This is a genomic window from Streptomyces sp. NPDC002138 (genome assembly GCF_040296485.1).
Taxonomy (GTDB): Bacteria; Actinomycetota; Actinomycetes; order Streptomycetales; family Streptomycetaceae; genus Streptomyces.
Genome location: NZ_JBEOXE010000010.1, coordinates 1 through 26,433 on the forward strand (window position 1 = coordinate 1; position 26,433 = coordinate 26,433).

The window sequence follows — 26,433 nt, forward strand, 5'->3', positions numbered from 1 at the left end:
GGAACCTCATCCACCGAAGTGGACGGGGTATCAACTTCTGGCGTTGATTTTTGGCACGCTGTTGAGTTCTCAAGGAACGGACGCTTCCTTTGTACTCACCCTCTCGGGCTTTCCTCCGGGCTTCGTTCTTCGTTTCCGACTCTATCAGACTCTCTCGTGTCCGATTCCCGGTCGAAGCGGGTTTCGCTTTCCAGGTTTTCGCCTTTCGCGTTTCCCTTTCCGGCGATTCCAACTCTACCAGATTCTTTTCCCGCTCCGTTTACCGGAGTTGAATTGGAATTCGGTGGCCGTTGGGGACCTTTCCCTTTCGGGCGGTTCAGACCATATCAGGTTTCCCCGGGCCGATTTACCGCCCGCTCGCGGGTGCGCCCGGACACGTGAGTGCCGGGGGTTCCTTCGAGGCGGGAGACGTAAACGTACTGGAGCGGGGCCCCCGGATGCAAATCCGGTTGCCCCGCTCCAGTGAGGACGCTACGAGGTGGCTACGAAGAGCCTCAGACCTCGACCACGACCGGGAGGATCATCGGGCGGCGGCGGTAGCCGTCCGAGACCCACTTGCCCATCGTGCGGCGGATGAGCTGCTGGATCTGGTGCGGCTCCGCGACGCCGTCGGCGGCCGCGCGGGCGATCGATTCCTCGATCTTCGGCAGGACCGCGGCGAAGGCCGAGTCCTCGATGCCCGAGCCCCTGGCCTGGATGTTCGGCCCGCTCACGATCTTGCCGGTGGTGCTGTCGACCACGACGTAGACCGAGATGATGCCCTCGTCGCCGAGGATGCGGCGGTCCTTGAGCGAGGCCTCCGTGACATCGCCGACCGAGAGGCCGTCGACGTAGACGTAGCCGGCCTGGACCTTGCCGGTGATCTTGGCCTTGCCGTCGATCAGGTCGACGACCACGCCGTCCTCGGCGATGACGATGCGGTCCTTCGGAACGCCCGTCAGCGCGCCGAGCTCGGCGTTGGCGCGCAGGTGGCGCCATTCGCCGTGGACCGGCATGAGGTTGCGCGGCTTGCAGATGTTGTAGAAGTACAGCAGCTCGCCGGCCGAGGCGTGGCCCGAGACGTGCACCTTGGCGTTGCCCTTGTGGACGACGTTGGCGCCCCAGCGGGTCAGGCCGTTGATCACGCGGTAGACCGCGTTCTCGTTGCCCGGGATCAGGGACGACGCCAGGATCACGGTGTCGCCCGGGACGATCCGGATCTGGTGGTCGCGGTTGGCCATGCGGGACAGCGCGGCCATCGGCTCGCCCTGGGATCCGGTGCAGACCAGTACGACCTCGTGGGCCGGCAGATCGTCGAGGGTCTTGACGTCCACGACGAGGCCGGCCGGGACCCGCAGGTAGCCCAGGTCACGGGCGATGCCCATGTTGCGGACCATCGAGCGGCCGACGAAGGCGACCCGGCGGCCGTACTCGTGGGCGGCGTCGAGGATCTGCTGGATCCGGTGCACGTGGCTGGCGAAGCTCGCCACGATGATCCGGTTGTTGGCGTTCGCGAAAACCGTGCGCAGGACGTTGGAGATCTCGCGCTCGGGCGGCACGAAGCCGGGGACCTCGGCGTTCGTCGAGTCCGAGAGGAGGAGGTCGATGCCCTCTTCGCTCAGACGCGCGAACGCGTGCAGGTCGGTGAGCCGGTTGTCCAGCGGGAGCTGGTCCATCTTGAAGTCACCGGTGCACACGACCATGCCGGCGCCGGTGCGGATGGCCACGGCCAGGGCGTCCGGAATGGAGTGGTTGACCGCGATGAATTCGCAGTCGAAGGGGCCGAGGTTCTCGCGCTCGCCTTCCTTCACCTCGAGGGTGTAGGGGCGGATGCGGTGCTCCTGGAGCTTCGCCTCGATGAGGGCCAGCGTCAGCTTGGAGCCGATCAGCGGGATGTCCGGCTTCTCCCGGAGGAGGAACGGGACGGCGCCGATGTGGTCCTCGTGACCGTGCGTGAGGACGATGCCCTCGATGTCGTCGAGACGGTCCCGGATGGACGAGAAGTCCGGCAGGATCAGGTCGATGCCGGGCTGCTCCTCCTCGGGGAAGAGGACGCCGCAGTCGACGATGAGCAGGCGACCGTCGAACTCGAAGACGGTCATGTTGCGGCCGATCTCACCGAGACCGCCCAGGGGGGTGACCCGGAGGCCGCCCTTGGCGAGCTTCGGCGGCGGACCGAGTTCAGGATGCGGATGGCTCAAAAGTATCTCCTCAACCACACGCGCCACGTACCTCTTCAGGCACGCGGCGGGCATGTCATTCGTGCACTGGTGCACTTGCTGTGTGTCTTGTGGGTGTTTCTGGTCCTGCTTATTCAGTTGTGAAGTCTGTGAAGGCCCTGGGGGCCGGTGTCAGAGCTGTACCCCGCCGGCGGCAAGATCGATCTTGAGCTGGGCGGTCTCTTCGGCCGTCAGCTCGATCAGCGGCAGTCGCAGCGGGCCCGCGGGCAGGCCCTGGAGGTGCAGCGCGCCCTTGGTGGTGATGACGCCCTGCGTGCGGAACATGCCGGTGAAGACCGGGAGCAGCTTCTGGTGGATCTCGGCCGCCTTCTGCACGTCGCCGCCGAGGTAAGCCTCCAGCATGGCGCGCAGCTCCGGGGTGACGACATGGCTCACGACGGACACGAAGCCGGCCGCGCCCACGGAGAGCAGCGGCAGGTTCAGCATGTCATCGCCGGAGTACCAGGCCAGGCCGCTCTGCGCGATGGCCCAGCTGGCGCGGCCCAGGTCGCCCTTGGCGTCCTTGTTCGCGACGATACGCGGGTGCTCGGCCAGACGCACGATGGTTTCGGTGTTGATCGGGACACCACTGCGACCGGGGATGTCGTAGAGCATGACCGGCAGCCCGGTGGCGTCGGCGATCGCGGTGAAGTGCCGGTAGAGGCCTTCCTGCGGCGGCTTGCTGTAGTACGGAGTGACCGCGAGCAGGCCGTGTGCGCCGGTGCGCTCGGCCTGGCGGGCCAGCTCGAGCGTGTGCGCGGTGTCGTTGGTGCCGATGCCGGCGACCACATGGGCGCGGTCTCCGACCGCTTCGAGAACGGCTCGTACGAGGTCGTTTTTCTCCGCGTCGGTGGTGGTCGGGGACTCACCGGTGGTCCCGTTGATGATCAGGCCGTCGTTGCCTGCGTCCACCAGGTGGACGGCGAGCCGCTGCGCGCCATCGAGGTCGAGTGCGCCATCCGCCGTGAACGGCGTGATCATGGCGGTGAGGACCCGCCCGAAGGGGGTCTGCGGAGTCGAGATCGGAGCCATGGGTAACACGCTACTCGCTGCCACGCTCGCGGTGTCCCCTCGGGGGACGTCAACAGGGGGGTGCCGACCCCGTGAGGCCAGATGGTGAGGGATCCCGGCACTGCCTGCTCGGGGGTTCAAGCAGTGCCGGGTCCGTTTGATCAGCCTAGATGAACTTTGCGAAACGCCGCAATACGGACACTTCGGTCAAGTCTCCGTACATGCGTACGTCCCGGGCGGCACACGGGAATCCGGTTACGGAGCCACGCGGCCGTTGGTGTTGAAGGCGGCGTACGTCAGGGGCATCAGGGACGCCCAGTGCCGCTCCATCTTCTCGCCGACCATCTCGATCTCCCGCTGCGGGAAGGACGGCACCGTCGCCAGCTCGTGCTGCGTGCGCAGGCCGAGGAAGTGCATGAGCGAGCGCGCGTTGCACGTGGCGTACATCGAGGAGAAGAGACCCACCGGCAGGACCGCGCGGGCCACCTCGCGGGCGACGCCCGCCGCGAGCATCTCCTGGTAGGCGTCGTACGCCTGACGGTACGAGTCCTCCATGACGCGACCGGTCAGCTCCTGCTGGGCCTCGGTGCCGTCGACGAAGACGTACTTGCCCGGGCGGCCCTCCTGGACCAGCTTGCGGTCGGCGTCCGGCACGTAGAAGACCGGGTCCAGCTCCCTGTAGCGGCCCGATTCCTCGTTGTAGGACCAGCCCACGCGGTGCCGCATGAACTCGCGGAACACGAAGATCGGGGCACTGATGAAGAACGTCATCGAGTTGTGCTCGAAGGGGCTGCCGTGGCGGTCCCGCATCAGGTAGTTGATCAGGCCCTTGGAGCGCTCGGGGTCCTTCTGGAGTTCCTCCAGGGACTGCTCCCCGGCCGTGGAGACCCGGGCCGCCCACAGCACGTCGGAGTCGGCGGCGGAGTGCTTCACCAACTCCACCGTGACGTCACTGCGGAAGCTGGGTTTCGGATCTGAAGCGGCGGTCTCGCTCACCGGGGGTCCTTCCAAAGGGCATCGCTTGGGGCGCGACCACTCTACGGCGCCGGGGCCCGCTCCCCGGACAGCACCGCAGACCGTTCCACATCTGACGCGCAGCCATAAAGTTCCGCTAAGTTACCGAAATCCGGCACCGATCGGCCCTGTCGCTCGTCCTTACGGGTAGCAGCAACCACCCCGATCGCAAGGAGAGTCGCCCCCATGTTTCGCCGGCGCGAACCCGTCCCGTTTGCCTTCGTCGCCGAGGCCGACCGTTTCCGCAGCAACGTCACCCCGCCGCCACGCGAGAGTCTCGGCCTCCCCCAGATCGCCGCCCGTAGTCTGGTCGGACTGACCGTGGTGGCGGGGCTCGTCGGCTCGCTGCTCTTCGGCATGCCCGCACTGCAGCCGCAGAAGGCCCCCGAGAAGACCCAGCAGTCCGAAGCCGCCGAAGGGCGCTGAGCCCAGCCGACCCGTCCGGCCCCCCTGAGGTGGTCGGCCGGGACCGGACTGGGTAGCCTCACCGGCACTGCCCTACCGAACGTGCATGTGAGTGAGGATCAGCCGTGCCCCTGCCCTTCCTGACGGCCGAGCACCTCGACGGCGAGGACGATGCCGACGCGGCGCTCCCCCACGACGATCCCGACCGCTGGCGTCGGCCCTACCGGCCCGGCCCCTGGCGGGTGGCCATCGCGGCCCTGCTGCTCCTGCTGGCCTCGTTTATGCTGCTCGCGACGATGATCATCGCGTTCGCGGGCGCGTGGGCCGGGGCGGCCGTCTGTGCCGTCGCCGCGCTCGCGGTCATCGGGACCTCGCTGCGGCTGCTGCGCGCGGGCGTCTGGGTGAGCCGTACGGGCCTGCGCCGGGTGTCCTTCTTCTCGACCCGCTCCATCCCGTGGTCCGAGGTCGGCGAGGTCCGTACGGTGCAGCAGCCGGTGCGCTGGCTGGGCCTGCCCCGGACGGTGCAGGGCCAGGCGCTGACCGTGGCCGGGCGTGACGGGGCCACGGCCGGGGCGCCGGTGCTGCTCACCGACCACAGCGCGGACTTCCTGGCCCGTACCGAGGCCTTCGACCGCGCCGCCGGCATCGTCGAGGCGTGGGCCGAGGAGTACCGGGCCGTCCCGGTGGGCTGACCCGGTGGGCTGACCGCGCACCGCGCGGCGGCGCGCAGCACCGAGCACGTGGAGGCCGTACAGGGATCAGACCTGTACGGCCTTTCCGTCGTGCAGGGCGATCGCCCGCTGCATGGCCTTGCGGGCCCGCGGGGTGTCGCGCGCGTCGTGGTAGGCGACGGCGAGGCGGAACCAGTTGCGCCAGTCCCCCGGGCCGTCCTCCGTCTCGGCCTTGCGGCGCGCGAAGACCTCGTCGGCCGAGTCCCGCAGGATCCGGCCGTACTCGTCCCGCTCCAGCTCGTCCACGGGCAGGCCGCCCTCGGCCTCCAGCTCGGTGGAGAGCTGGTTGGCACGGGTGACGAACCGCGTGTTCTTCCACAGGAACCACACGCCGACGACGGGCAGGACCAGCACCGACGCCCCGAGGGGGACGGTGATCCAGGTGCCCATCGCCAGCAGGGTCACGCCTTGGCGGCCGGCCAGGACGAAGTAGAAGACCAGGACGGCGGCCGTGATGAAGTAGATGATCTTCGCGCGCATAAGGAGTGCTACTGCCTGCTCAGCCGAGGTCGAGGAAGTGTTCCAGGCCGAAGGTGAGGCCCGGGGTCTGCGTCACGCGGCGCGCGCCGAGCAGGATGCCCGGCATGAAGCTGCTGTGGTGCAGGGAGTCGTGGCGGATCGTGAGGGTCTCGCCCTCGCTGCCGAGGAGCACTTCCTGGTGGGCCAGCAGGCCGCGCAGGCGGACCGCGTGCACCGGAATGCCGTCGACGTCGGCGCCGCGGGCGCCGTCGAGGGCGGTCACCGTGGCGTCGGGCTGCGGGGCGGAGCCCGCCTCGGCGCGGGCCGCCGCGATCAGCTGCGCCGTGCGGGTCGCCGTACCGGAGGGGGCGTCGACCTTGTTCGGGTGGTGCAGCTCGATGACCTCGACGGACTCGAAGTAGCGGGCCGCCTGGGCCGCGAACTTCATGGTGAGCACGGCGCCGATGGAGAAGTTCGGAGCGATGAGCACACCGGTCTTCGGCGAACCGGAGAGCCAGGTGTTCAGCTGCGCGAGGCGGTCCTCGGTCCAGCCGGTGGTGCCGACGACCGCGTGCATGCCGTGGCGCACGCAGAAGTCGAGGTTGCCCATGACCGACGCGGGGGTGGTCAGCTCGATGACGACCTCGGCGCCGGCCTCGGCCAGGGTCTCCAGCTTGTCCCCGCGGGACAGGGCGGCGACCAGTTTCATGTCCTTGGCGGCCTCGACGGCCTTGACGGCCTCGGATCCGATCCGGCCGTTGGCACCGAGGACGGCCACGCGCAGCTTGCTCATGTCTTTCGCTTCCTTACGTCCGTACGTCCGTGACGTCCTGCGTTCCTACGCGACCGCTTCGTCGAGGCGCGCGGCCTGCTTCTCCTTCAGCGGGCCGATCACCGACAGCGACGGCCGCTGGGCCAGTACATCCCGTGCGACCGCGCGGACGTCGTCCGGGGTCACCTCGGCGATTCGTCCCAGCATGTCGGAAACCGACATCTGGGTGCCCCAGCACAGCTCGCTCTTGCCGATGCGGTTCATCAGGGCGCCGGTGTCCTCGAGGCCGAGGACGGTGGAGCCGGAGAGCTGCCCGATGGCGCGGCGGATCTCCTCGTCGGTGAGCCCTTCGGTGGCGACCTTGTCCAGCTCGTCCCGGCAGATCCGCAGGACGTCGTGGACCTGGCTGGGGCGGCAGCCGGCGTAGACCCCGAAGAGGCCGGTGTCGGCGAAGCCGGAGGTGTACGAGTACACGCTGTAGGCCAGGCCGCGCTTCTCCCGGACCTCCTGGAAGAGGCGGGAGGACATCCCGCCGCCCAGGGCGGTGTTCAGGACGCCCAGCGCCCAGCGGCGCTCGTCGGTGCGGGCCAGCCCGGGCATGCCGAGGACCACGTGGGCCTGCTCGGTCTTGCGGTTGACCAGCTCGACCTGTCCGGCGACGCGGATCCGGCGGGTGCCGGTGCGCGGGCCGACGGGCTCCTGGCCGGTGCCGTCGAATCCGGCGCGCTCGAAGGCGGTGCGGACCTGGCGGACGACCTTGGCGTGGTCGACGTTGCCCGCGGCGGCGACGACCAGGTGCGTGGGGTCGTAGTGCTTCTTGTAGAAGCGGCGGATCCGGTCGGCGGTCAGCGCGTTGATCGTGTCGACGGTGCCGAGCACGGGGCGGCCCAGCGGGGTGTCACCCAGCATGGTGTGCGCGAACAGGTCGTGCACGCAGTCGCCCGGGTCGTCCTCGGTCATCGCGATCTCTTCGAGGATGACGCCGCGCTCGGCGTCGACGTCCTCCTCACGGATCAGCGAGCCGGTGAGCATGTCGCACACCGTGTCGATGGCGAGCGGCAGGTCCGTGTCGAGCACCCGTGCGTAGTAGCAGGTGTACTCCTTCGCCGTGAAGGCGTTCATCTCTCCGCCGACCGCGTCGATCGCGGAGGAGATGTCGAGGGCGCTGCGCTTCTTGGTGCCCTTGAAGAGGAGGTGCTCGAGGTAGTGGGTGGCGCCGTTCAGCGTGGGGGTCTCGTCGCGGGATCCGACGTGGGCCCAGATGCCGAAGGTCGCCGAGCGCACGGACGGCAGCGTCTCGGTGACGATGCGCAGGCCGTTCGGCAGGGTCGTGCGACGGACCGTGCCGATCCCGTTCTCGCCCGGGAGCAGGGTTTGGGTACGGGCGACGGCCCGCACCTCCGAAGAGGGGCGGGCCGTCACACGGGAACTACGCGACATCACTTGTCGGAGTCGTCCTTGTCAGCGTCGGCGTCGGCGGCCTCGCCGTCGATCACGGGGATCAGCGACAGCTTGCCACGGGAATCGATCTCGGCGATCTCGACCTGGACCTTGGTACCGACCGCGAGCACGTCCTCGACGTTCTCCACGCGCTTGCCACCGGCGAGCTTGCGGATCTGCGAGATGTGCAGGAGGCCGTCCTTGCCGGGCATGAGGGAGACGAAGGCACCGAAGGTGGTGGTCTTGACGACCGTACCCAGGTAGCGCTCGCCGACCTCCGGCATGGTCGGGTTGGCGATCTGGTTGATCGTGGCGCGGGCGGCCTCGGCGGCCGGACCGTCGGCGGCACCGATGTAGATGGTGCCGTCGTCCTCGATCGTGATCTCGGCGCCGGTGTCCTCCTGGATCTGGTTGATCATCTTGCCCTTGGGGCCGATGACCTCACCGATCTTGTCCACGGGGATCTTGACCGTGATGATCCGCGGGGCGTTGGGGGACATCTCGTCCGGCGTGTCGATCGCTTCCATCATCACGTCGAGGATGTGGAGGCGGGCGTCGCGGGCCTGGGTGAGGGCCGCGGCCAGGACGGAGGCCGGGATGCCGTCCAGCTTGGTGTCCAGCTGGAGAGCGGTCACGAACTCCTTGGTGCCGGCGACCTTGAAGTCCATGTCGCCGAAGGCGTCCTCCGCACCGAGGATGTCGGTGAGGGCGACGTAGTGCGTCTTGCCGTCGATCTCCTGGGAGATCAGACCCATGGCGATACCGGCGACAGGGGCCTTGAGCGGCACACCGGCGTTCAGCAGCGACATGGTCGAGGCGCAGACCGAACCCATGGAGGTCGAGCCGTTGGAGCCGAGGGCCTCGGACACCTGGCGGATCGCGTAGGGGAACTCCTCGCGCGTCGGCAGGACCGGGACGATCGCGCGCTCGGCGAGCGCGCCGTGGCCGATCTCGCGGCGCTTGGGCGAACCCACGCGGCCGGTCTCGCCGACCGAGTACGGCGGGAAGTTGTAGTTGTGCATGTAGCGCTTGCGGGTCACCGGGGAAAGGGTGTCCAGCTGCTGCTCCATACGGAGCATGTTGAGGGTGGTGACGCCCAGGATCTGGGTCTCGCCACGCTCGAACAGCGCCGAGCCGTGCACGCGCGGGATGGCCTCGACCTCGGCGGCGAGGGTACGGATGTCCGTGAGCCCGCGGCCGTCGATGCGGACCTTGTCCTTGATGACGCGCTCGCGGACCAGGGCCTTGGTCAGGCTGCGGTACGCGCCGGAGATCTCCTTCTCGCGGCCTTCGAAGGCCGGGAGGAGCTTCGCGGCGGCGATCTCCTTGATGCGGTCCAGCTCGGCCTCGCGGTCCTGCTTGCCCGCGATGGTCAGCGCCTTGGTGAGGTCGCCCTTGACCGCGGCCGAGAGGGCCTCGTAGACGTCGTCCTGGTAGTCCAGGAAGACCGGGAAGTCGCCGGTGGGCTTGGCGGCCTTCGACGCGAGGTCGGCCTGCGCCTTGCAGAGGACCTTGATGAAGGGCTTCGCGGCGTCCAGACCGGCGGCGACGATCTCCTCGGTGGGAGCCTCGGCGCCGTCCTTGACCAGGGCGATGGTCTTCTCGGTGGCCTCGGCCTCGACCATCATGATCGCGACGTCGCCGTCGTCGAGCACGCGACCGGCGACGACCATGTCGAAGACGGCGTCCTCGAGCTCGGTGTGCGTCGGGAAGGCGACCCACTGGCCACGGATCAGCGCGACGCGGACGCCGCCGATCGGGCCGGAGAAGGGCAGACCGGCCAGCTGGGTGGACGCGGACGCGGCGTTGATCGCGATGACGTCGTACAGGTGGTCCGGGTTGAGCGCCATGATCGTGGCGACGACCTGGATCTCGTTGCGCAGGCCCTTCTTGAAGGACGGGCGCAGCGGGCGGTCGATCAGGCGGCAGGTGAGGATCGCGTCCTCGGAGGGCCGGCCCTCACGACGGAAGAAGGAGCCGGGGATCTTGCCGGCCGCGTACTGCCGCTCCTCGACATCCACCGTCAGGGGGAAGAAGTCGAGCTGGTCCTTGGGCTTCTTCGACGCGGTGGTGGCGGACAGCACCATCGTGTCGTCGTCCAGGTAGGCAACGGCGGAGCCGGCGGCCTGGCGGGCCAGACGGCCCGTCTCGAAGCGGATGGTGCGGGTGCCGAAGGAACCGTTGTCAATGACGGCCTCGGCGTAGTGGGTCTCGTTCTCCACTAGCGTTTTCTCCATTTTCGTCGTCTCCCGGCCCGCGCCCGTGTGGCGGGGGCCGGTTTTCGGAGAAGCGCTCCTTGCGTGCGGGCCGGTCTTCGATCGAAGCATCCGGTGCGGGGCCCGGCGTACGGACCTTCCGGGTGCCACTACCGAGGACCGGCGGCGTAGGGAGGGCGCTCCTCCTCTTCTGTTGTGCTGCGGACCAGACTACAAAGCGTCCGGTACGTCCCGCACGTACAGCAAAGGGAGCGGTCCCCTAATCGTGGGAACCGCTCCCTTCACGGCGTTCTTACTTGGCGCCCGCGGCACCGCGGCGGATGCCGAGGCGCTCGACCAGGATGCGGAAGCGCGCGATGTCCTTCTTGGCCAGGTACTGCAGCAGGCGGCGGCGCTGGCCGACCAGGATCAGCAGGCCACGACGCGAGTGGTGGTCGTGCTTGTGGGCCTTCAGGTGCTCGGTCAGGTCCGAGATGCGACGGGAGAGCATCGCGACCTGCACCTCGGGGGAGCCGGTGTCGCCCTCCTTGGTGCCGAACTCGGTCATGATCTGCTTCTTCGTAGCGGCGTCGAGCGGCACGCGTACTCCTCGTAATAGGTCTTCGTAGCCACCGAGTGCCCCAGGTCGAATTCTCTGGGGAGCTTCCGTAACTCGGGAGGCGGATCCGCTGGGCGCAGTTCGTCAGAGGCTTCGCAGAAGGCTCCGGGAACGCGTACACAAGCGGCCGTCACCCAGACTACCAGGCCACCGGAGCTGCCCGGCCCGGGTCAGCTGGTGAGCGAGCGGGCCGAGGAGTACACGTCGAGGACGGCCAGGCAGAGCGGGACCAGGCTGAGCAGCACGGCCGCCTCGGTGAGGTCGAGCAGTCGTCCCCAGAAGGGTGACAGACCCTTGCGCGGGATGACCAGCGCGATCATGGCGAGCAGGGCCGCGCCCGCGGCGACGGCGGCGGAGAGCCAGATCGTACGGATGTCCAGGTTTCCGTGGTCCCCGTACTGGAGGAGGTCGCGCAGCATGGCGACCGGCGGGTTCAGGGCCAGGCCGAGGACGAGCAGGGCGATGGCGGCGAGTCCGGCGACCAGGGTGCACACGACCTGCGAGGTGTAACGGAAGAGCCGGGCGCGCAGCAGCATGGCGAGTCCGGCGCCCAGGGCGAGGAGCTGGCCCCACAGGTTGTCGGAGAAGCCGAGGACCGCGGCGGCGCCGACGACGACCGCGGCGCAGCCGCCGACCAGGCCGAGCAGCATCTCGTGGCCGCGGCGGGCCTGGGCGGCGATCAGGTCGGCGTCGAGGGGGGTGCCGGCCTCGGGGGTGTCGGAGGAGGGGTCGCCGTACGGCTCGGTCTCGAAGCGGTCCGGGCTCTCGTAGCCCTCGACGGAGCTCTGCGGGGCCGCGTACCCGATGGGCAGCCGGGCGAAGCGCGCGGAGAGGCCGGGGAGGAAGGCGACCAGCCCGATGGCGGCGGGCGCGCAGACGGAGGCGGTCGCGGTCGCGGAGGCCTCGGTGAGGATCGCGACGAAGGTGGCGAGGGTGCCGGTGGCGCCGAGGAAGGTGGCCGCGACGAAGGGGGCGTCGCCGCTGGGCGTGAGGGCGGCCAGGGCCACCGAGGCGACCAGGACGACGACGCAGCCCAGCAGGAACTGGAGCCGGCCGGGTCCCTGGCCCGCGTCGGGCCCGATGATCCCGGAGCCCGCGATCAGCAGGAGCGGGAGGGCGCCGAGGCCGAGGGCGACGGCGGAGCCGCGGTCGCGGTAGACCCGGGCGCGGATGCCGGAGGCGGCGGTGAGCAGCAGGCCGACGGTGCCCGCGATGATGCCGGGCAGGCCGTGCATGTCGTGGCGGACCGGGTCGGCGTACCAGAGGACGAAGCCCATCAGGACGAGGAGCAGGACGGCGCCGGCCAGGCCCGCGCCGCGCAGCATGTCGTCGCTCCAGCGGTGCCGGTCGCGGACCACGGCCGAGGCGACGGCGTCGGAGACGTCGTCGAAGACGGCGGGCGGCAGCGATTCGGCGAAGGGGCGCAGGCTCAGCACCTCGCCGTCGAGGACCTGCTGGCCGGCCAGGGTGCGGGCGCCGTCGAGGACGGTGCCGTCGCGGCGCACCAGGTGGTAGCCGGTGGGGGCGCCGACGGGCTGGGTCTGGCCGGTGAGGCGCAGCAGCTCCGGATAGACGTCGGCGACGGCGATGTCCTCGGGGAGGGCGACGTCGATGCGGCTGTCCGGGGCCACGACGGTGACCCTGCAGAAACCCGTCGTTGCGGCCGTACTCACCTGTGTGACCCCCTGGTTGGCGCACTCGTCCGACGCGGCTCCGTCGCGCACGGCGCTGCTGCTGCGATGCGGATTCGCGGATGCGCATGCTGCGCGCGGCCACCCTACCGGGCATAAGCCGGACTGTCGGCAAGTAGGATCACCACCGCGCGGAGGACACCCGCTCCGCACCCGGGACTTGGGGGCGCCGGTTTCGACGTCCCGTCCGTTTTCAAGGGATTGATGCTCCGGTGAGCCAGATCGTCGTCAAACGACCGCCCCGGTCGCTGCCGCCCGAAGTGCCTTCGGACGAACTGCGACTGGAGCCTCCGCCCGAGCTGCCGCGCGGACAGCAGGAGGGCATGGCGATGCAGCTCCTGCCGATGCTCGGCATGGGCTCTTCCGTCGTGTTCTTCTTCATGCCGAACGTGCCGTCGTTCATGCGCATCATGGGTGTGCTGATGCTCGTCTCGACGGTCGGCATGGTGATCGCGCAGATCATGCGGTACCGGCGCGGTACGCAGGGGCAAATGGCCGATACGCGGCGGGACTACCTCAAGTACCTCGCGCAGACCCGGCGTCAGGTGCGGCGGACCGCGCGCTCCCAGCGCGACGCGCAGCTGTACCTGCACCCGGCTCCGGAACAGCTGTGGTCGGTGGTGGCCGAGGGCTCGCGGCTGTGGGAGCGGCGGGTCGGCGACGAGGACTTCGGGCAGGCCCGGCTGGGGCTGGGCGCGCAGCGGCTGGCGACGCCGCTGGTGGCGCCGGACACGGCGCCGGTGGACGAGCTGGAGCCGCTGACGGCGGGCGCGATGCAGCGCTTCCTGAAGGTGCACTCGTCGCTGGACGGGCTGCCGGTCGCGGTGTCGATGCGGGCGTTCTACCACGTGACGGTGTCGGGCGAGCCGGAGGCGGTGCGGGGCACGGCGCGGGCGCTGGTGGCCCAGCTGGCCACGCTGCATTCCCCCGAGGACCTGATGGTGGCCGTGGTGGCCGCTCCCGGCGCGGTGCCGGCGTGGGACTGGACGAAGTGGCTGCCGCACACGCAGGTGCCGGGGCAGGTCGACGGCGCCGGTACGAAGCGGCTGTTCGGCGATGACCTGGGCGAGATCGAGGACCTGCTCGCCGCCCGGCTGGACGGGCGGCCGCGGTTCAGCCGGGACGTCCAGCCGGTGCTGGACCAGCCGCACATCGTGGTCGTGCTCGACGGCGGGATGGTGCCGCCCGATTCGGTGTTCGCGGCGGCCGAGGGGCTCCAGGGCATCACCATCGTCGAGGTCGTCGCGGGCGAGCTGGACGAGCCGCGCGGCGGTCTGTCGGTCGTGGTGCGGCCGGGCCGGCTGCGGCTGGAGTCGGGTGCGGGCATCGCGTACGAGGGCGTGCCGGACGTACTGTCGCTGCCCGCGGCCGAGGCGTTGGCGCGCCAGCTGGCGCCGCTGCGCACGGGCGGCGGGGACGACGACGAGCCGCTGCTCGCCAATCTGGACTTCACGGACCTGCTGAACCTGGGTGACGCGGGCTCGATCGACGTGGCGCGGACCTGGCGGCCGCGGTCGGCCGGTGAGCGGCTGCGCGTGCCGATCGGCGTCGGCGAGGGCGGCGCTCCGGTCATGCTGGACCTCAAGGAGGCCGCGCAGGAGGGCATGGGCCCGCACGGTCTGTGCGTCGGCGCGACCGGTTCCGGCAAGTCGGAGCTGCTGCGCACGCTGGTGCTGGGCCTGGCGGTCACGCACACCTCGGAGACGCTGAACTTCGTCCTCGCGGACTTCAAGGGCGGCGCGACCTTCACGGGCATGTCGCAGATGCCGCACGTGGCGGCGGTCATCACCAACCTCGCCGACGACCTGACCCTCGTGGACCGCATGGGCGACTCGATCCGCGGCGAGCTCCAGCGGCGTCAGGAGCTGCTGCGGTCGGCGGGCAACTACGCCAACATGCACGACTACGAGAAGGCGCGGGCGGCGGGCGCTCCGCTGGAGCCGCTGGCCGCGCTGGTGCTCGTCATCGACGAGTTCAGCGAACTGCTGACGGCGAAGCCCGACTTCATCGACATGTTCATCCAGATCGGCCGGATCGGCCGTTCGCTGGGCGTGCACCTGCTGCTGGCCTCGCAGCGCCTCGAAGAGGGCAAGCTGCGCGGCCTGGACACCTACCTTTCCTACCGGATCGGTCTGCGGACCTTCTCGGCGGCGGAGTCGCGGACGGCGATCGGTGTGCCGGACGCCTACCACCTGCCGTCGGTGCCCGGTTCGGGATACCTGAAGTTCGGCACGGACGAGATGACCCGCTTCAAGGCGGCGTACGTCTCGGGCACCTACCGTTCGGGCGGCCCCGACCTGTCGGTGGGCCGGTTCCCGCTGGAGCGGCGTCCCGCGCTGTTCACGGCGACGCCGGTGCCGGTGGTGTACGCGGCGCCGGACCCGGCGTACCTGGCGGCGCAGGCCGCGCGCGAGGACGACGCGCTCGCGGACACGGTGCTCGACGTGATCGTGGGGCGGCTGGAGGGTCAGGGCGTGCCCGCGCACCAGGTGTGGCTGCCGCCGCTCGACCAGGCGCCGCCGCTGGACCAGCTGCTGCCGGCGCTGGCGGGCTCGGCGGAGCGCGGGCTGCACGCGGAGGGGTACACGCGGCCCGGTGGGCTCGTCGTACCGCTCGGCCTCATCGACAAGCCGTTCGAGCAGCGGCGCGAGGTGCTGTACCGGGACTTCTCGGGGGCGGCCGGTCACCTGCTGATCGTCGGCGGTCCGCAGTCGGGCAAGTCGACGCTGATGCGGACGCTGGTGTCCTCGTTCGCGCTCACGCACACGCCGCGGGAGGTGCAGATCTACGGTCTGGACTTCGGCGGCGGCGGTTTCTCCGCGGTGCAGGACCTGCCGCACGTCGGCGGGATCGCCTCGCGGCTGGACCCGGAGCGGGTGCGGCGCACGGTCGCGGAGGTCGCGGGGGTGCTGAACCGGCGCGAGGAGTTCTTCCGCGCGCATTCGATCGACTCGATCGGGACCTACCGGCGGCGGCGCGCCTCGGGCGATCTGGCGGACGAGGCGTTCGGTGACGTCTTCCTGCTGATCGACGGCTGGGGCCAGTTCAAGAACGACTACGAGCAGCTGGAGCCGGTGGTCGCGGACATCGCGGCGCGCGGGCTGGGCTACGGCATCCACGTGGTGCTGACCGCCTCCCGGTACATGGAGGTGCGCGCGGCGCTCAAGGACCAGATCCTGGGGCGCCTCGAGCTGCGCCTCGGTGACGTGATGGACTCGGAGTTCGACCGCAAGGTCGCGGCGAACGTGCCGCAGGGCGCGCCGGGCCGCGGTCAGGTGCCGGAGAAGCTGCACTTCATGTCGGCGCTGCCGCGGGTGGACGGCCAGGCCGGCCCGGAGGGGCTGTCGGACGCGACCGCCGCGTTCGTGGAGTCCGTACGGACGGGCTGGTCGGGGCCGGGGGCGCCGGCGGTGCGGCTGCTGCCGCGCAAGCTGCCCGCGGACCGGCTGCCGAAGGGCTTCGAGTATCCGCAGCACGGCATCGCGATCGGCATCGACGAGACGAACCTGGAACCGGTCTTCATCGACTTCGAGACCGACCCCTTCTTCCTCATCTTCGGTGAGAGCGAGTCGGGCAAGACGGCGCTGCTGCGGCTGATCGCGAAGCAGATCAGCGAGCGGTACTCGCCGGAGCAGGCGCGGATCGTGGTCGGTGACTACCGGCGCACCCTGCTGGAGGCGGTGCCGGCCTCGCACCTCCTGGAGTACGCGCCGATGGCCTCGGCCATGCAGATGCACATGGAGGCGATCGCGACGGTCATGGGCAAGCGCGCCCCGGGCCCGGACATCACTCCGCAGCAGCTGCGCGACCGCAGTTGGTGGAGCGGCCCGGAGCTGTTCGTGATCATCGACGACTACGAGCTGGTGTCGACGAACGCGTCGAACCCGCTGTCGCAGCTGGTGGAGAACCTGCCGTTCGCGCGGGACGTGGGCATCCGCTTCATCGTGGCCCGCAGTTCGGCGGGCGCGTCGCGAGGTGCGTACGAGCCGTTCATGCAGCGGGTCAAGGAGCTGGGCGCGCAGGGCCTGATCCTGTCCGGCGACCGCAACGAGGGCGACATCCTGGGCAACGTCCGCGCCCGCCCGATGCCCCCGGGCCGCGGCACCTTCGTCTCGCGCAAGCGCGGCACCCCCCTGATCCAGGCGGGCTGGCTGGCGGACCGGTAGGCACGGCGCGCACCCGTCGGCGGCCGCGCCGACGGGTGGTCCGGTACCGCTGACGGGTGGGGCGGGGCGGACGTACGATGCGGTGAGTGGCCGCGCAGTGACCACCCGCACCGCCGAGAGGAATTCGTGCCGATGGCTGACGCACACGAGAAGGACGCGCTGTACGCCCTGGATATTTCGGGTGTGGAGTGGATCAGCGCTCCCGGGACCGAGGAGCACGAGGAGCGGGTGGAGATCGCGCACCTGCCCGACGGGGCCGTGGCGATGCGGTCCTCGCTCGATCCGCAGACCGTGCTGCGCTACACCGAGGCGGAGTGGACGGCCTTCGTGCTCGGGGCGCGTGACGGGGAGTTCGACCTCCGTTAGCCGCGGGCGCACGACGCGAGAGGGGCCCGCGCACCGAGTGCGCGGGCCCCTCTCGTGTGTCCGGGGTCGGAAGGTCAGACCATCCGGAAGCGCGTCGCGTTGCCCTTGTCGGTGTCCTGGTAGCCGACGAGCGAGCTGTCGAGCAGGTTCGCGATGTTGCCCAGCTTCGCGTTCATCTGGTCCATGTTGGTGGTGACGTCGCGCTGGATCTCGAGGTAGGCGGTCTTGGCCTCACCCTCCCAGCTCTCGGCGACGGTCTTCACCTTGTTCATCAGGTTCTCGAGCCCGTGGCTGAGCTGCGAGCTGGTCGTGCGCACGTCGGACGCGGCGGTCGCGACGGTGTCGTAATTGACTGCGAGTGACATCGCTGTCTTCCCTCCCGTTGTGGTTCGTTACTGCCGTGCGGGCGTGCGTCAGACGCCGAGGATGGAGCTGGTGTTGCCGCCGACCTTGCGGATCTCGGCGATGCGCTCCTGCTCCTGGGCGGTGAAGCCCTTGACGCTCATGCGCATGGCGTCCTCGAGCTCGATCAGCCGCTGCTTGATCTTGTTCATGTTGTCGTTGACGCCGCGCTGGAGTACGTCGTACTCCTTGCTGGCGGCACCCTGCCAGCCGGCCTGGATGCGGTCGACGACATCGTTCAGCCGGTTGATGCGGCCCGAGAGATCAGTGTGGTACGTGTTGATCTCATCTGCGAGCTTGACCTTCTTTTCGTCATCAACTTGAAGGTTCATCGCCATGTCGGTTCTCTCCCGTCATCACACTTGTGAAGTCCAGTGACACTGTAGCTACTTCATACGACAGGCCCAACAACTATGCCTGCGCGGGAGCCGGATTCACGGAGTGCAAACCCGTACTCCGCTCTACGTGCGCGCGCTTGGCCCGGCTTGACGCCTTCTGCGACGTGTCTCCCGGGCCACCGCCGCCGCTCCCGCGATGACGGCGATGAGTACGGCCCCGATCCCCAGAGCGTACGTCCCGAAGCGCGCCTGGCGCTCCTGCGCGGTCTCCTTCAGCACCAGCGGGGCCGCCTCCGGCGCCGCGGCGGGCGGCGGGCCCGGGTCGGCGCTCGGCGGCCCGGTCGGCGGGGAGGCGCTGTCCGTGGCGACCGCGCGGACCGGATCGACGACGCCCCATCCCACGTAGTCGTCACGGCCGTTGACCGCGCGCTCGGCGGACTGCTCGATCTGCCAGATGATCTGCGGGGCGGTCCACTTGGGGTTCTGGGCGCGCAGCAGGGCGGCGAGTCCCGCGACGTACGGGGCGGAGAAGCTGGTGCCGTTGTCCACACACTGGCCGAAGCCGGGGACGGTGGAGACCATGTCCACGCCGGGCGCCGCGACGCCGACGAAGGGGCCGGGCTGGGAGAAGGCGGCCCGCTCGTTGTTGCGGTCCACGGAGGCGACGGCGAGGACGCCGGGGAAGGCCGCGGGGTAGGTCATGCGCTTCTGCCCGTCCATACCGTCGTTGCCCGCGGAGGCGACCACGACGATGTCGGCGGCCACGGCCTCCTTGACGGCCCTGCCGAGGTCGGAATCCTCGCCCATCGGCAGGGTGGTGTCCTGCGAGATGTTGATGACCTGGGCCTTCTGGGCGATGGCGTGCCGGATCGCGGCGGCCAGGGTGTCGGCCTTGCCGGTTTCCTTGTCGTCGTTCTGGCGGATCGGGATGATCGTGGCCTCGGGGGCGAGGCCGACGAAGCCGGTGCCCTCCTGGGGGCGGGCCGCGATCAGGCCGGCCACCTTGGTGCCGTGGCCGACGGTGTCGTTCGTACCGTCGCCGCCCTTGGGGTCGATGTAGTCCTTGCCGGCGCCGACGTCCACGGCGGAGGCCAGCTGCGGGTTGACCCGGTCGACACCGGTGTCGATGACGGCGACGCGTACGCCCTTGCCCTTCGACTTCACCCACAGGGCGTCCAGCAGCAGGCGCTGCAGCGCCCAGGGGCGGTCCGCGATCTGCTTCTTCATCGGGAAGGTGCACTCACCCGCGCCCGCGAGACGCAGGGCCGGAGCGGCGGCGGGAGCCGCGGCGGAAAGGGGAGCGGGGGGCGGCGCGGGTACGGCGGCGGGCACGGCCGCGGTCCCGGCCAGCGCGGCCACGCCTGCCAGGGCCAGGGCCGCCGCGCGCCGTGCGGCGCGGCGGGAGACCGGGGTCGGCTTCGGGTTCGGCATCGGCATCCTCACGAACCCTGCGGCTGGCGGGCGGCGTTGGTGTCCAGGCGGGGTCCCTTCGACAGGAACTCGGACCAGGCGATGGGCACCTGGCTCGGTACGACGTTCCCGTAGCCCAGCCGGATCTGCGCCTGGCTGGCTTCGGGGCGGCCGTCGGAGCCCTTCGCCTTCGGGTCGGCCGCGCCGATCTTCGAGTGCTCGGCGTCGCTGTCCCCGTTGGCCTGGACGGCGTACCGCAGGCCGGTGTCGGTCACCAGGAACAGGGTGCCGCCCGCGCTGCCCTGATTGCCCTGGGTCTGGGTGTAGAGCAGTCCCGAGCCGGGGGTGACGTACGAGCTGGTGCCGCTCGCGGTGATGTCGATGGGGAAGCCGGTGCCCGCCCAGGTGCTCATCGTCTGGTTGCCCTGGCCGTCGACCGAGCGCAGGACGTTGCACACGGTGTCGCGGTCGGGGCTCTGGCCGGAGCCCGCGGCGGGGGCGGGGGCGCCCGGGGCGGGGGTCCGGTTGATCTGGGCGGACTTCTTCGCGGGCCAGCGGGCGTCGCCCTTGAAGGGGGCCGGGTCCGGAGTGAGGGACTGCAGGTCGACCTCGCGCGGCTTGCCGGTCATGTTGAGCTTGTCGGTCGCGGGCGCGTTGATGAGCAGCCACGCGACGAAATCGGTGACCGGGGACACCTTGCCGCCGGGCAGGACCACGTAGTGCTGCGGACCGGAACCGGTGACCGCGCGCAGCACCATGCCGACCCTGTTGTCGGAGGTGCTCAGCCCCGAGACACCCGCGTCCGCGCCGACCGTGCCGGGCAGCTGCGGGAAGCCGAGGTCCTCGCCGGCCTTGAGGGTGGCCAGCCACTGGTCGGTGACCTGCTGCGGAGTACCGCTGCCGACCAGGGCGTTGGTGAGCTTCTGCGCGTCGGAGGCGGCCTGGCTGCCCGCCGCGCCCTCGGGGAACTTGTACTTCGTCCCCGTCGCGTCGATCAGGAAGCGGTCCTTCTGCGGGCCCGTGCTCTGGACGTACAGCACCTGGCCGTCGGCGACGCGGCGGCCGTCGTCCAGCCGGGCCGCCTCGCGGTCGGCGAGGACGAAGGCGGCGGTCTGCACGCCGCGCCCGTTGCCGCCGGGCTGCTGGCAGACGGCCCACCGCTTGGCCTTGCCCGCGTCCGCGGCGGCCGGCAGCCGGTCGGGGGCGTAGGGGATGCCGATGATCGGGCCGCGGGGCGGCTTGCCGCCGTCGAGGAGCTTGTCGTCGACCTGGATGACCTGGAACTTCTGCGGGTCCAGGAGCAGTCGGGCGGAGGCCAGGTTGAGGACGGGGTGCAGCCGCGTCTGCGTCTTGCCGCCGTCCTTCGTGGTGAGGACCACGTACCGGGTCGTCGAGTCCTTGCCGACGAGGACCTTCGCGCCCGGCTCGTCCCAGCCCTTGGGGGCCTGGGACTTGAACATGCCCCAGGCGCCGAAGGCGGCGAGGATCAGCGCCCCGGCCACCAGCCCCGGCACGACCGTGCGCAGGGGGCGCGGGGCGCCTTCCTCGGTGCCGGTGGCGGAGGGCTGGAGGAAGGCGGCCACGGTGCGCCGCTTCGCAAAGGTGTACGCGTTCAGCTCATCGCGTCGTGATGCCATGACCGCCTGCTTCTCCCCGCACGGCCCGGTCGGTGAGTCCGGTCCCCGGGCCTCGATTGTCGGACCGGGCACCTACTATGCCTGTTGACGGAGGGTGCGCAGGGGCCGGGTAGGGTGAGGACGCCGCTCCGTGCCTCCCGTACCGGGGTAATCAGGGCTTGTTGGTGTGGTTAAGGGAGATTCCGGGGCTACGCGGGCAGTTGCCGCGCCGCCGGAACCCACGGGGCCCGGCCCCGGGAATGGGGAGGTCCGCGAGTGAGGACGACCGCGAGGGAGCGGCGGGCGGCCGAGGCCGCGCCGGCGCACGGCGCAGCGCCCGCCCGGGGGGACGCGGTGAGTTCAGCGACCGCGGCGGGTGTGACACCGCATCCCCGGTCGAGCCCGGGCCGGTTCGGACCGTTCCGATTGCAACAGCTCGTCCTGGTCCAGGTGGCCGCCGCCGTGCTGCTCGTCGCCTGGGTGGTGGGCCCGCTGCTGCTGGTGCCCGCCGGTGTGCTGGCGGCCGTACTCGTCCTGCTGGCGGTCGTCCGCAGGCACCAGCGCTCGCTGCCGGAGTGGATCGGCACGGCGCTCGCGCTGCGCGCCCGGCGCCGCCGGGCCGCCTCCTCCCCCGTGCCCACCGGCACCGAGCCGGGGCTGGCCCCGCTCGTCGAGGCCGATCCGGCCCTGCGGACCTGCACGTTCAGCGACCGCGACCGGCGTCCGGTCGGCATGATCGGCGACGGGACCTTCCTGACGGCGGTCGTCCAGGTGGACATGGACGCGACGGCGCTGCGCCCGGACCGCTCCGCGCGGCCGCTGCCGCTCGGCATCGTCCGGGACATCCTCGAAGTGGACGGCATCCGGCTGGAGTCGGCGCAGCTGGTGCAGCACACCCAGCCCGCGCCCGCGCCGCACCTGCCCGCCCAGTCCATGGCCACCCGCAACTACGCGCCCCTGCAGGCCCTGACCGGCACCCCGGCCGTGCGCCTCACCTGGATCGCGCTCAAGCTCGACCCCGAGCTGTGCCCGGAGGCGGTCGCCGCCCGCGGCGGCGGTCTGGCGGGCGCCCAGCGCTGTGTGGTGCGGGCGGCCGACCAGTTGGCGAGCCGCCTCGCCGGGGCCGGTTTCCGGGCCACGGTCCTGACGGAGCAGGAGCTGACGGCCGCGCTGGCGACCTCCTCGTGCGCGAACCCGATGGCGATCACCCAGGCGGGCCGCGCGGCCGGCCGTTCGGGCACGCCCGGGCGGCGGACGGAGGAGACCCCGCGGTCCTGGCGCTGCGACGACCGGCGGCACACGACGTACTGGATCGCGCGCTGGCCGCAGCTGGGCGGTGGCGCGGCGCCGCTGCCGCAGTTCGTGGCGCTGCTGACCTCGCTGCCCGCGCTGGCCACCAACTTCAGTCTGACCCTGGCCCCGGCCGAGCGGCACGGCGTCACCGTCACCGGACACATCCGCATCACCGGGCGCAGCGACGAGGAACTGGTCGCCGCGCGCCGGGCGCTGGAGACCACCGCCCGCGGGGTGAAGACCGCGCTGGTGCGCCTCGACCGCGAACAGCTGCCGGGCGTGCTGGCCTCGCTGCCGCTCGGGGGCGCGCGATGAGGCCGGCGCGGCTCACGACGCGGGCGGGACGGCGCACCATGAACGACGGCGGTACGAGGGTGGGATCACGATGAGAGTGGGATACGGGCTGGTCGGCCCGCGCCGCGAGCGGCACGCGATGCAGGCCGTGGACCTGGACGGGCTGGCCCTGCCGATCGGGGACGACGGCGTGGTCATCGGTGTCGACGCCGAGAGCCGTCCCGCCGTGCTCGGCATCAACCGCCCCACGCCGTACGAGGTCACGCTCATCGGCGGCCTGTGGACGGCCCAGGTGCTGGCGCTGCGCGCGGCGGCGACCGGGGCCCGGGTGGCGGTGGAGACCGGGCGCGCGCAGGTGTGGTCCGGGCTGGCGCAGGCCGCGGGCGGTGGACAGCAGTGCGTGACCCTGCACGAGGTGGGCCGGGTCCCCCCGCAGGGCGCGTCGGCCGGCAGCCCGGTGCTGGTGATCCGCGACTGCGGGATGCGGCCGCCGCGCGGGCGGGTGGTGGCCGGGCCGTGGCAGTCCGTGCTGACCCTGCTGCCGTATCTGAGCCCGACCGCGCCGAGGTTGTTGCAGCAGTCCTCGCTCGTGGGCGTGCAGCGGGTGTCCCCCGACGAGGCCGAGCAGATCGGCCGGCTGATGAACCTGCCGCGGGGGGCGGTGGATTCGCTGCCGACGCTGGGTGACGGGGTCACCCTGTGGTGCACGCCGCGGGACCGCCAGTTCGTGATGACGCAGGGTACGGATGCGGAGACGGGGCTGCTGGGGGCGGCGCGGCGGATCGACTGACGGGCGGTTGCGGTGGGGGTCGTGCGGGTCGCGGTGAGGGGTGCGGCGGAGCCGGGTGGACGCGCCGGGCTTGCGGGGGGTGCCGTGCGGGCAGGCGTTCTGGGGGCGCCCGGTGAGCGGGCCGCACGCGATGGTGCGCGGGGCGTCCCGGGTGGCCGTCCCGACGGGTGGTGCCGGTGGGGCGCGTTGAGCGGCCGGGCCGGTTCCCGGGGCGATTCGGGCGTGTACCGGGTCCGTACCAGGGGCGGGCCGGGTCCGTGGGTCGGCGCCGGGCGCGATTAGGCTGACCGTGGGCGCGGTGCCGATGGGGGCCGCCGGACCAGTGCTCGACCAGACCAGGAGGACCAGTGAACGGCGATCGGAACGAGAGCCGCGGCGGGACGTGGGACGTCCCGACGGACGATCAGTCCGACGCGGAGCCCGATGTGACGGGCGAGTTCACCATCGACTACACCCCGCCGGCCTGGTACACGCAGGACGCCCCGGCGGGTCCGACCCCGCCGGACCTCCCGGCGGGCAGCGGCTTCGAACCGCACCGCCCGGGTGACATCGCGTCCCCGTCGACGATGCGGATCGCGCCGGTCCCGGCGCAGCCGGCTCCGCCGCGCCCCGCCGACGCGGCCGGGCCGGCGGGCGGTTCCCCGTTCCCGGCGGCGCCGCTGCCGGTTCCGGGTACGGCCGGCTCCGCCGTCGGCGGGACCCCGGGTACGCCGTTCCCCGCCCCGGCGGGTACGGCCCCGGCGGGGGGTGCGGGCATGCCGTACTCGGGCGCGGGCGCGGGCGCGGCCAACTCAACCCCCTCGGGGGGCACCGGTATCCCGTACCCCGCCGCCCCGGGCACGACCCCGGCCGGGGGCACGGGCACGCCCTACTCCGGCGCGGGCAACTCCACCCCCACGGGGGACACCGGTCTCCCGCACCCCTCCTCGGCGGGCTCGACCCCGGCCGGGGGAACGGGCACGCCGTACTCCGGCGCGGCGGGCTCGATCCCGGCCCAGGACTCCGGTCTCGGCGGCTCCGACCGGGAGGCGGGTGCCTCGTACCCCGCCCCGGCCGAGGGCACCGGCACGGGCGGCTCGACCCCCGCGGAGGACGGCTCCGACGCTGCCGCGAAGGGCCCCGACGGCGCGGGCGGCGACTCCGCCTCCGCCCAGGCCATCGGCACGTCCCACCCCGGCGCGCCGGACGTCTCTTCGGGCGCGGCCGGGGTTTCCGGATTCGCCCCTGCGGGTGACGCGGTACCGGACGGCTCCGGCGCGGGTGACGGCCCGGGTTCGACCCCGGCCGCGGGTGTGCCCGTCATCGCCGGGCCGACCCCCGACAACAGCGCGGCCCCCGATGCCGAAGGCAACGGGAACCCGGCCGCGGGCGCGCCCACGGCGGACGTGACCCCGCAGGCCGCCGACGCCGCCCCGGATCCGTACCGCAGTGCGCCCGAGGCCACTCCCGCCTCCGGCTTCACCCCGACGGGCGCCGCTCCGGCGACGCCGGTCCCGGACGCGGCGGACGCTCCCCCGGCGGCCGGGCCGCCGCCCTACCCCCTCACCCCCATGGCCCCCGCCGCCGCCCCGGCGCAGCCGTCCTGGAACAGCGGCCCCGCCGGAGCGCCCGAGCCGCAGGACGCCGTTCCGGCCGCGCCGTGGCCCGCCCCCGTGGCGCCGGCCGAACTGCCGCCGCTGCCGCCCACGTTCCCCTCGTACGGGGCCCACGCGCCGGCTCCGGCCCCGAAGGAGGGCTACGGATACCCCCCGGCACCGACACCGGAACCCGCACCCGCGCCGGCCCCCACCGCCCCCGCGGGCTACGGCTTCCCGCCCGGCCCCACCCCGCCCGCGCCCGGCGCTCCCTGGGGCCAGCAGCAGGCACCCCAGGCCCCCCAGCCCCCGCAGCACCCGCAGGGCGACCCCCGGCTCGGCCAGCAGCAGTGGCCGCAGTCCAGCGGCCCCGGCGGCCCCGGCGGCCCCGGCGCGCCCGGCCCGCAGGACCCCCGCTACCCGGCGGCCGCCCCCGGCGGCGGCGCCCCGCTCGGCTACACCGCCGCCGTGGAGCTGTCCTCCGACCGCCTCCTGCGCAACAAGCAGAAGCCGAAGAGCAACCGTGCGGGCGGCGGCTCCGGCGGCGCCTCGTCCCTCTTCCGCTTCGGCGGCAAGGCGGCCGAAGCCGAGCGCCAGCGCAAGCTGGAGCTGATCCGGACCCCGGTCATGTCCTGCTACCGCATCGCCGTCATCAGCCTCAAGGGCGGCGTCGGCAAGACCACGACCACGACCGCGCTCGGCGCCACCCTCGCCACCGAGCGCCAGGACAAGATCCTGGCCATCGACGCGAACCCGGACGCCGGTACCCTCGGGCGCCGCGTGCGCCGCGAGACCGGCGCGACGATCCGCGACCTCGTCCAGGCCATCCCGTACCTGAACTCGTACATGGACATCCGGCGGTTCACCTCGCAGGCTCCCTCAGGCCTGGAGATCATCGCCAACGACGTGGACCCGGCCGTGTCCACCACCTTCAACGACGAGGACTACCGGCGCGCGATCGAGACGCTGGGCCGCCAGTACCCGATCATCCTCACGGACTCGGGCACCGGGCTCCTCTACTCCGCGATGCGCGGCGTCCTGGACCTGGCCGATCAGCTGATCATCATCTCGACGCCGTCCGTGGACGGCGCGAGCAGCGCCAGCACCACCCTCGACTGGCTCTCCGCCCACGGGTACGCCGACCTCGTCTCGCGCTCGATCACCGTCATCTCGGGGGTCCGCGAGACCGGCAAGATGATCAAGGTCGAGGACATCGTCCAGCACTTCGAGACCCGCTGCCGCGGAGTGGTCGTGGTGCCGTTCGACGAACACCTGTCGGCCGGCGCCGAGGTGGACCTCGACATGATGCGGCCCAAGACGCGCGAGGCGTACTTCAACCTCTCCGCGCTCGTCGCCGAGGACTTCATCCGCGCCCAGCAGTCCCAGCCGCAGCCGCACTGGCAGGGCGGTGCGCCCCAGGCGGCGCAGGCACCCCAGGCGCCCCAGGCCCCGCAGCAGCCGTACCCCTACCCCCCGCACGCCCCGTACGGCCAGCCGCAGCAGCAGCCCCAGCCGTACGCACCCCAGCAGCCCCAGCAACCGCAGCAGCCCTACGGCCAGCCCTACCCGCCGCAGCAGCCCCAGCCCGGCCAGGGCTGGCCCCAGCAGCCCCCGGCGGCCCCGCCGCAGGACCCCCGCCAGTAGCCGCC

General features: G+C 71.6%; 20 protein-coding genes. 7 read left to right on the top strand and 13 right to left on the bottom strand.

Translation table 11 applies throughout. From position 1 onward, the window contains the following. Positions 1–494: 494 nt before the first annotated feature. The 3 genes from ABT084_RS08855 to thyX all read right to left on the bottom strand — a co-directional run bounded on the left by ABT084_RS08855 (position 495) and on the right by thyX (position 4,205). On the bottom strand, positions 495–2,180 hold the full coding sequence (locus tag ABT084_RS08855; protein WP_351039756.1) for a ribonuclease J: 1,686 nt from the start codon (positions 2,178–2,180) through the stop codon (positions 495–497). 150 nt (positions 2,181–2,330) lie between these two features. Then, positions 2,331–3,230 carry a 4-hydroxy-tetrahydrodipicolinate synthase gene (gene dapA / locus ABT084_RS08860; RefSeq protein WP_351039758.1) on the bottom strand — a complete coding sequence of 300 codons (900 nt, stop codon included), beginning with the start codon at positions 3,228–3,230 and terminating at the stop codon, positions 2,331–2,333. A 234-nt stretch (positions 3,231–3,464) separates the two neighbouring features. Beyond that, positions 3,465–4,205, bottom strand: coding sequence for an FAD-dependent thymidylate synthase (gene thyX / locus ABT084_RS08865; RefSeq protein ID WP_351039761.1), 741 nt, complete (start codon positions 4,203–4,205; stop codon positions 3,465–3,467). 204 nt (positions 4,206–4,409) lie between these two features. Between thyX and ABT084_RS08870 the strand changes: the two genes are divergently transcribed. Then, on the top strand, positions 4,410–4,649 hold the full coding sequence (locus ABT084_RS08870) for a hypothetical protein (protein WP_351039763.1): 240 nt from the start codon (positions 4,410–4,412) through the stop codon (positions 4,647–4,649). A 104-nt stretch (positions 4,650–4,753) separates the two neighbouring features. Then, positions 4,754–5,320, top strand: a complete 567-nt coding sequence (locus tag ABT084_RS08875; protein ID WP_351039766.1) for an SCO5741 family PH domain-containing membrane protein — start codon at positions 4,754–4,756, stop codon at positions 5,318–5,320. A gap of 66 nt (positions 5,321–5,386) precedes the next feature. On the opposite strand, the gene ABT084_RS08880 is transcribed toward ABT084_RS08875, so the two are convergent. The 6 genes from ABT084_RS08880 to eccD all read right to left on the bottom strand — a co-directional run bounded on the left by ABT084_RS08880 (position 5,387) and on the right by eccD (position 12,517). After that, the gene (locus ABT084_RS08880) at positions 5,387–5,839 is read right to left on the bottom strand and encodes a tetratricopeptide repeat protein (protein ID WP_351039769.1); all 453 of its coding nucleotides are present in this window, start codon (positions 5,837–5,839) and stop codon (positions 5,387–5,389) included. A 19-nt stretch (positions 5,840–5,858) separates the two neighbouring features. After that, complete coding sequence (dapB, locus tag ABT084_RS08885) at positions 5,859–6,611, bottom strand: 4-hydroxy-tetrahydrodipicolinate reductase (RefSeq protein ID WP_351039772.1); 753 nt, start codon at positions 6,609–6,611, stop codon at positions 5,859–5,861. Positions 6,612–6,656: 45 nt separating this feature from the next. Continuing rightward, positions 6,657–8,033, bottom strand: a complete 1,377-nt coding sequence (locus ABT084_RS08890; RefSeq protein ID WP_351039775.1) for a M16 family metallopeptidase — start codon at positions 8,031–8,033, stop codon at positions 6,657–6,659. Then, positions 8,030–10,252, bottom strand: a complete 2,223-nt coding sequence (locus ABT084_RS08895; protein ID WP_351040095.1) for a polyribonucleotide nucleotidyltransferase — start codon at positions 10,250–10,252, stop codon at positions 8,030–8,032. The genes ABT084_RS08890 and ABT084_RS08895 overlap by 4 nt, the downstream gene beginning before the upstream one ends. Before the next feature lie 286 nt (positions 10,253–10,538). Beyond that, positions 10,539–10,826 carry a 30S ribosomal protein S15 gene (gene rpsO / locus ABT084_RS08900; RefSeq protein ID WP_330332947.1) on the bottom strand — a complete coding sequence of 96 codons (288 nt, stop codon included), beginning with the start codon at positions 10,824–10,826 and terminating at the stop codon, positions 10,539–10,541. A 188-nt stretch (positions 10,827–11,014) separates the two neighbouring features. Then, positions 11,015–12,517 carry a type VII secretion integral membrane protein EccD gene (gene eccD, locus ABT084_RS08905; RefSeq protein WP_351039779.1) on the bottom strand — a complete coding sequence of 501 codons (1,503 nt, stop codon included), beginning with the start codon at positions 12,515–12,517 and terminating at the stop codon, positions 11,015–11,017. Positions 12,518–12,747: 230 nt separating this feature from the next. Between eccD and eccCa the strand changes: the two genes are divergently transcribed. Next, positions 12,748–16,701, top strand: a complete 3,954-nt coding sequence (gene eccCa / locus ABT084_RS08910; RefSeq protein WP_351039782.1) for a type VII secretion protein EccCa — start codon at positions 12,748–12,750, stop codon at positions 16,699–16,701. A 132-nt stretch (positions 16,702–16,833) separates the two neighbouring features. Beyond that, on the top strand, positions 16,834–17,067 hold the full coding sequence (locus ABT084_RS08915; RefSeq protein ID WP_351039785.1) for a DUF397 domain-containing protein: 234 nt from the start codon (positions 16,834–16,836) through the stop codon (positions 17,065–17,067). 74 nt (positions 17,068–17,141) lie between these two features. On the opposite strand, the gene ABT084_RS08920 is transcribed toward ABT084_RS08915, so the two are convergent. The 4 genes from ABT084_RS08920 to eccB form a co-directional block, all read right to left on the bottom strand. Next, positions 17,142–17,432: a WXG100 family type VII secretion target gene (locus tag ABT084_RS08920; RefSeq protein ID WP_351039787.1), complete on the bottom strand. Its 291-nt coding sequence runs from the start codon at positions 17,430–17,432 to the stop codon at positions 17,142–17,144. Between the two features lie 48 nt (positions 17,433–17,480). After that, complete coding sequence (locus ABT084_RS08925) at positions 17,481–17,801, bottom strand: WXG100 family type VII secretion target (protein ID WP_351039790.1); 321 nt, start codon at positions 17,799–17,801, stop codon at positions 17,481–17,483. A gap of 129 nt (positions 17,802–17,930) precedes the next feature. Beyond that, the gene (mycP, locus tag ABT084_RS08930) at positions 17,931–19,238 is read right to left on the bottom strand and encodes a type VII secretion-associated serine protease mycosin (RefSeq protein ID WP_351039792.1); all 1,308 of its coding nucleotides are present in this window, start codon (positions 19,236–19,238) and stop codon (positions 17,931–17,933) included. An 8-nt stretch (positions 19,239–19,246) separates the two neighbouring features. Further along, a complete protein-coding gene (eccB, locus tag ABT084_RS08935) occupies positions 19,247–20,854 on the bottom strand; it encodes a type VII secretion protein EccB (RefSeq protein ID WP_351039795.1) in 1,608 nt (535 codons plus the stop codon). A gap of 255 nt (positions 20,855–21,109) precedes the next feature. On the opposite strand from eccB, the gene eccE reads away from it, so the two are divergent. The 3 genes from eccE to ABT084_RS08950 all read left to right on the top strand — a co-directional run bounded on the left by eccE (position 21,110) and on the right by ABT084_RS08950 (position 26,428). Beyond that, the gene (eccE, locus tag ABT084_RS08940) at positions 21,110–22,441 is read left to right on the top strand and encodes a type VII secretion protein EccE (RefSeq protein ID WP_502968873.1); all 1,332 of its coding nucleotides are present in this window, start codon (positions 21,110–21,112) and stop codon (positions 22,439–22,441) included. Positions 22,442–22,511: 70 nt separating this feature from the next. Next, positions 22,512–23,210: a hypothetical protein gene (locus ABT084_RS08945; protein ID WP_351039800.1), complete on the top strand. Its 699-nt coding sequence runs from the start codon at positions 22,512–22,514 to the stop codon at positions 23,208–23,210. A 347-nt stretch (positions 23,211–23,557) separates the two neighbouring features. Beyond that, the gene (locus tag ABT084_RS08950) at positions 23,558–26,428 is read left to right on the top strand and encodes an SCO5717 family growth-regulating ATPase (protein ID WP_351039803.1); all 2,871 of its coding nucleotides are present in this window, start codon (positions 23,558–23,560) and stop codon (positions 26,426–26,428) included. Positions 26,429–26,433: the final 5 nt, after the last annotated feature.

Coding starts and splice junctions, on each gene's coding strand:
- dapA (WP_351039758.1), bottom strand. CDS start 3,230: ATGGCTCCGATCTCGACTCCGCAGACCCCCTTCGGGCGGGTCCTCACC.
- ABT084_RS08870 (WP_351039763.1), top strand. CDS start 4,410: ATGTTTCGCCGGCGCGAACCCGTCCCGTTTGCCTTCGTCGCCGAGGCC.
- ABT084_RS08880 (WP_351039769.1), bottom strand. CDS start 5,839: ATGCGCGCGAAGATCATCTACTTCATCACGGCCGCCGTCCTGGTCTTC.
- dapB (WP_351039772.1), bottom strand. CDS start 6,611: ATGAGCAAGCTGCGCGTGGCCGTCCTCGGTGCCAACGGCCGGATCGGA.
- ABT084_RS08915 (WP_351039785.1), top strand. CDS start 16,834: ATGGCTGACGCACACGAGAAGGACGCGCTGTACGCCCTGGATATTTCG.
- ABT084_RS08920 (WP_351039787.1), bottom strand. CDS start 17,432: ATGTCACTCGCAGTCAATTACGACACCGTCGCGACCGCCGCGTCCGAC.
- ABT084_RS08925 (WP_351039790.1), bottom strand. CDS start 17,801: ATGAACCTTCAAGTTGATGACGAAAAGAAGGTCAAGCTCGCAGATGAG.
- mycP (WP_351039792.1), bottom strand. CDS start 19,238: ATGCCGAACCCGAAGCCGACCCCGGTCTCCCGCCGCGCCGCACGGCGC.
- eccB (WP_351039795.1), bottom strand. CDS start 20,854: ATGGCATCACGACGCGATGAGCTGAACGCGTACACCTTTGCGAAGCGG.
- ABT084_RS08945 (WP_351039800.1), top strand. CDS start 22,512: ATGAGAGTGGGATACGGGCTGGTCGGCCCGCGCCGCGAGCGGCACGCG.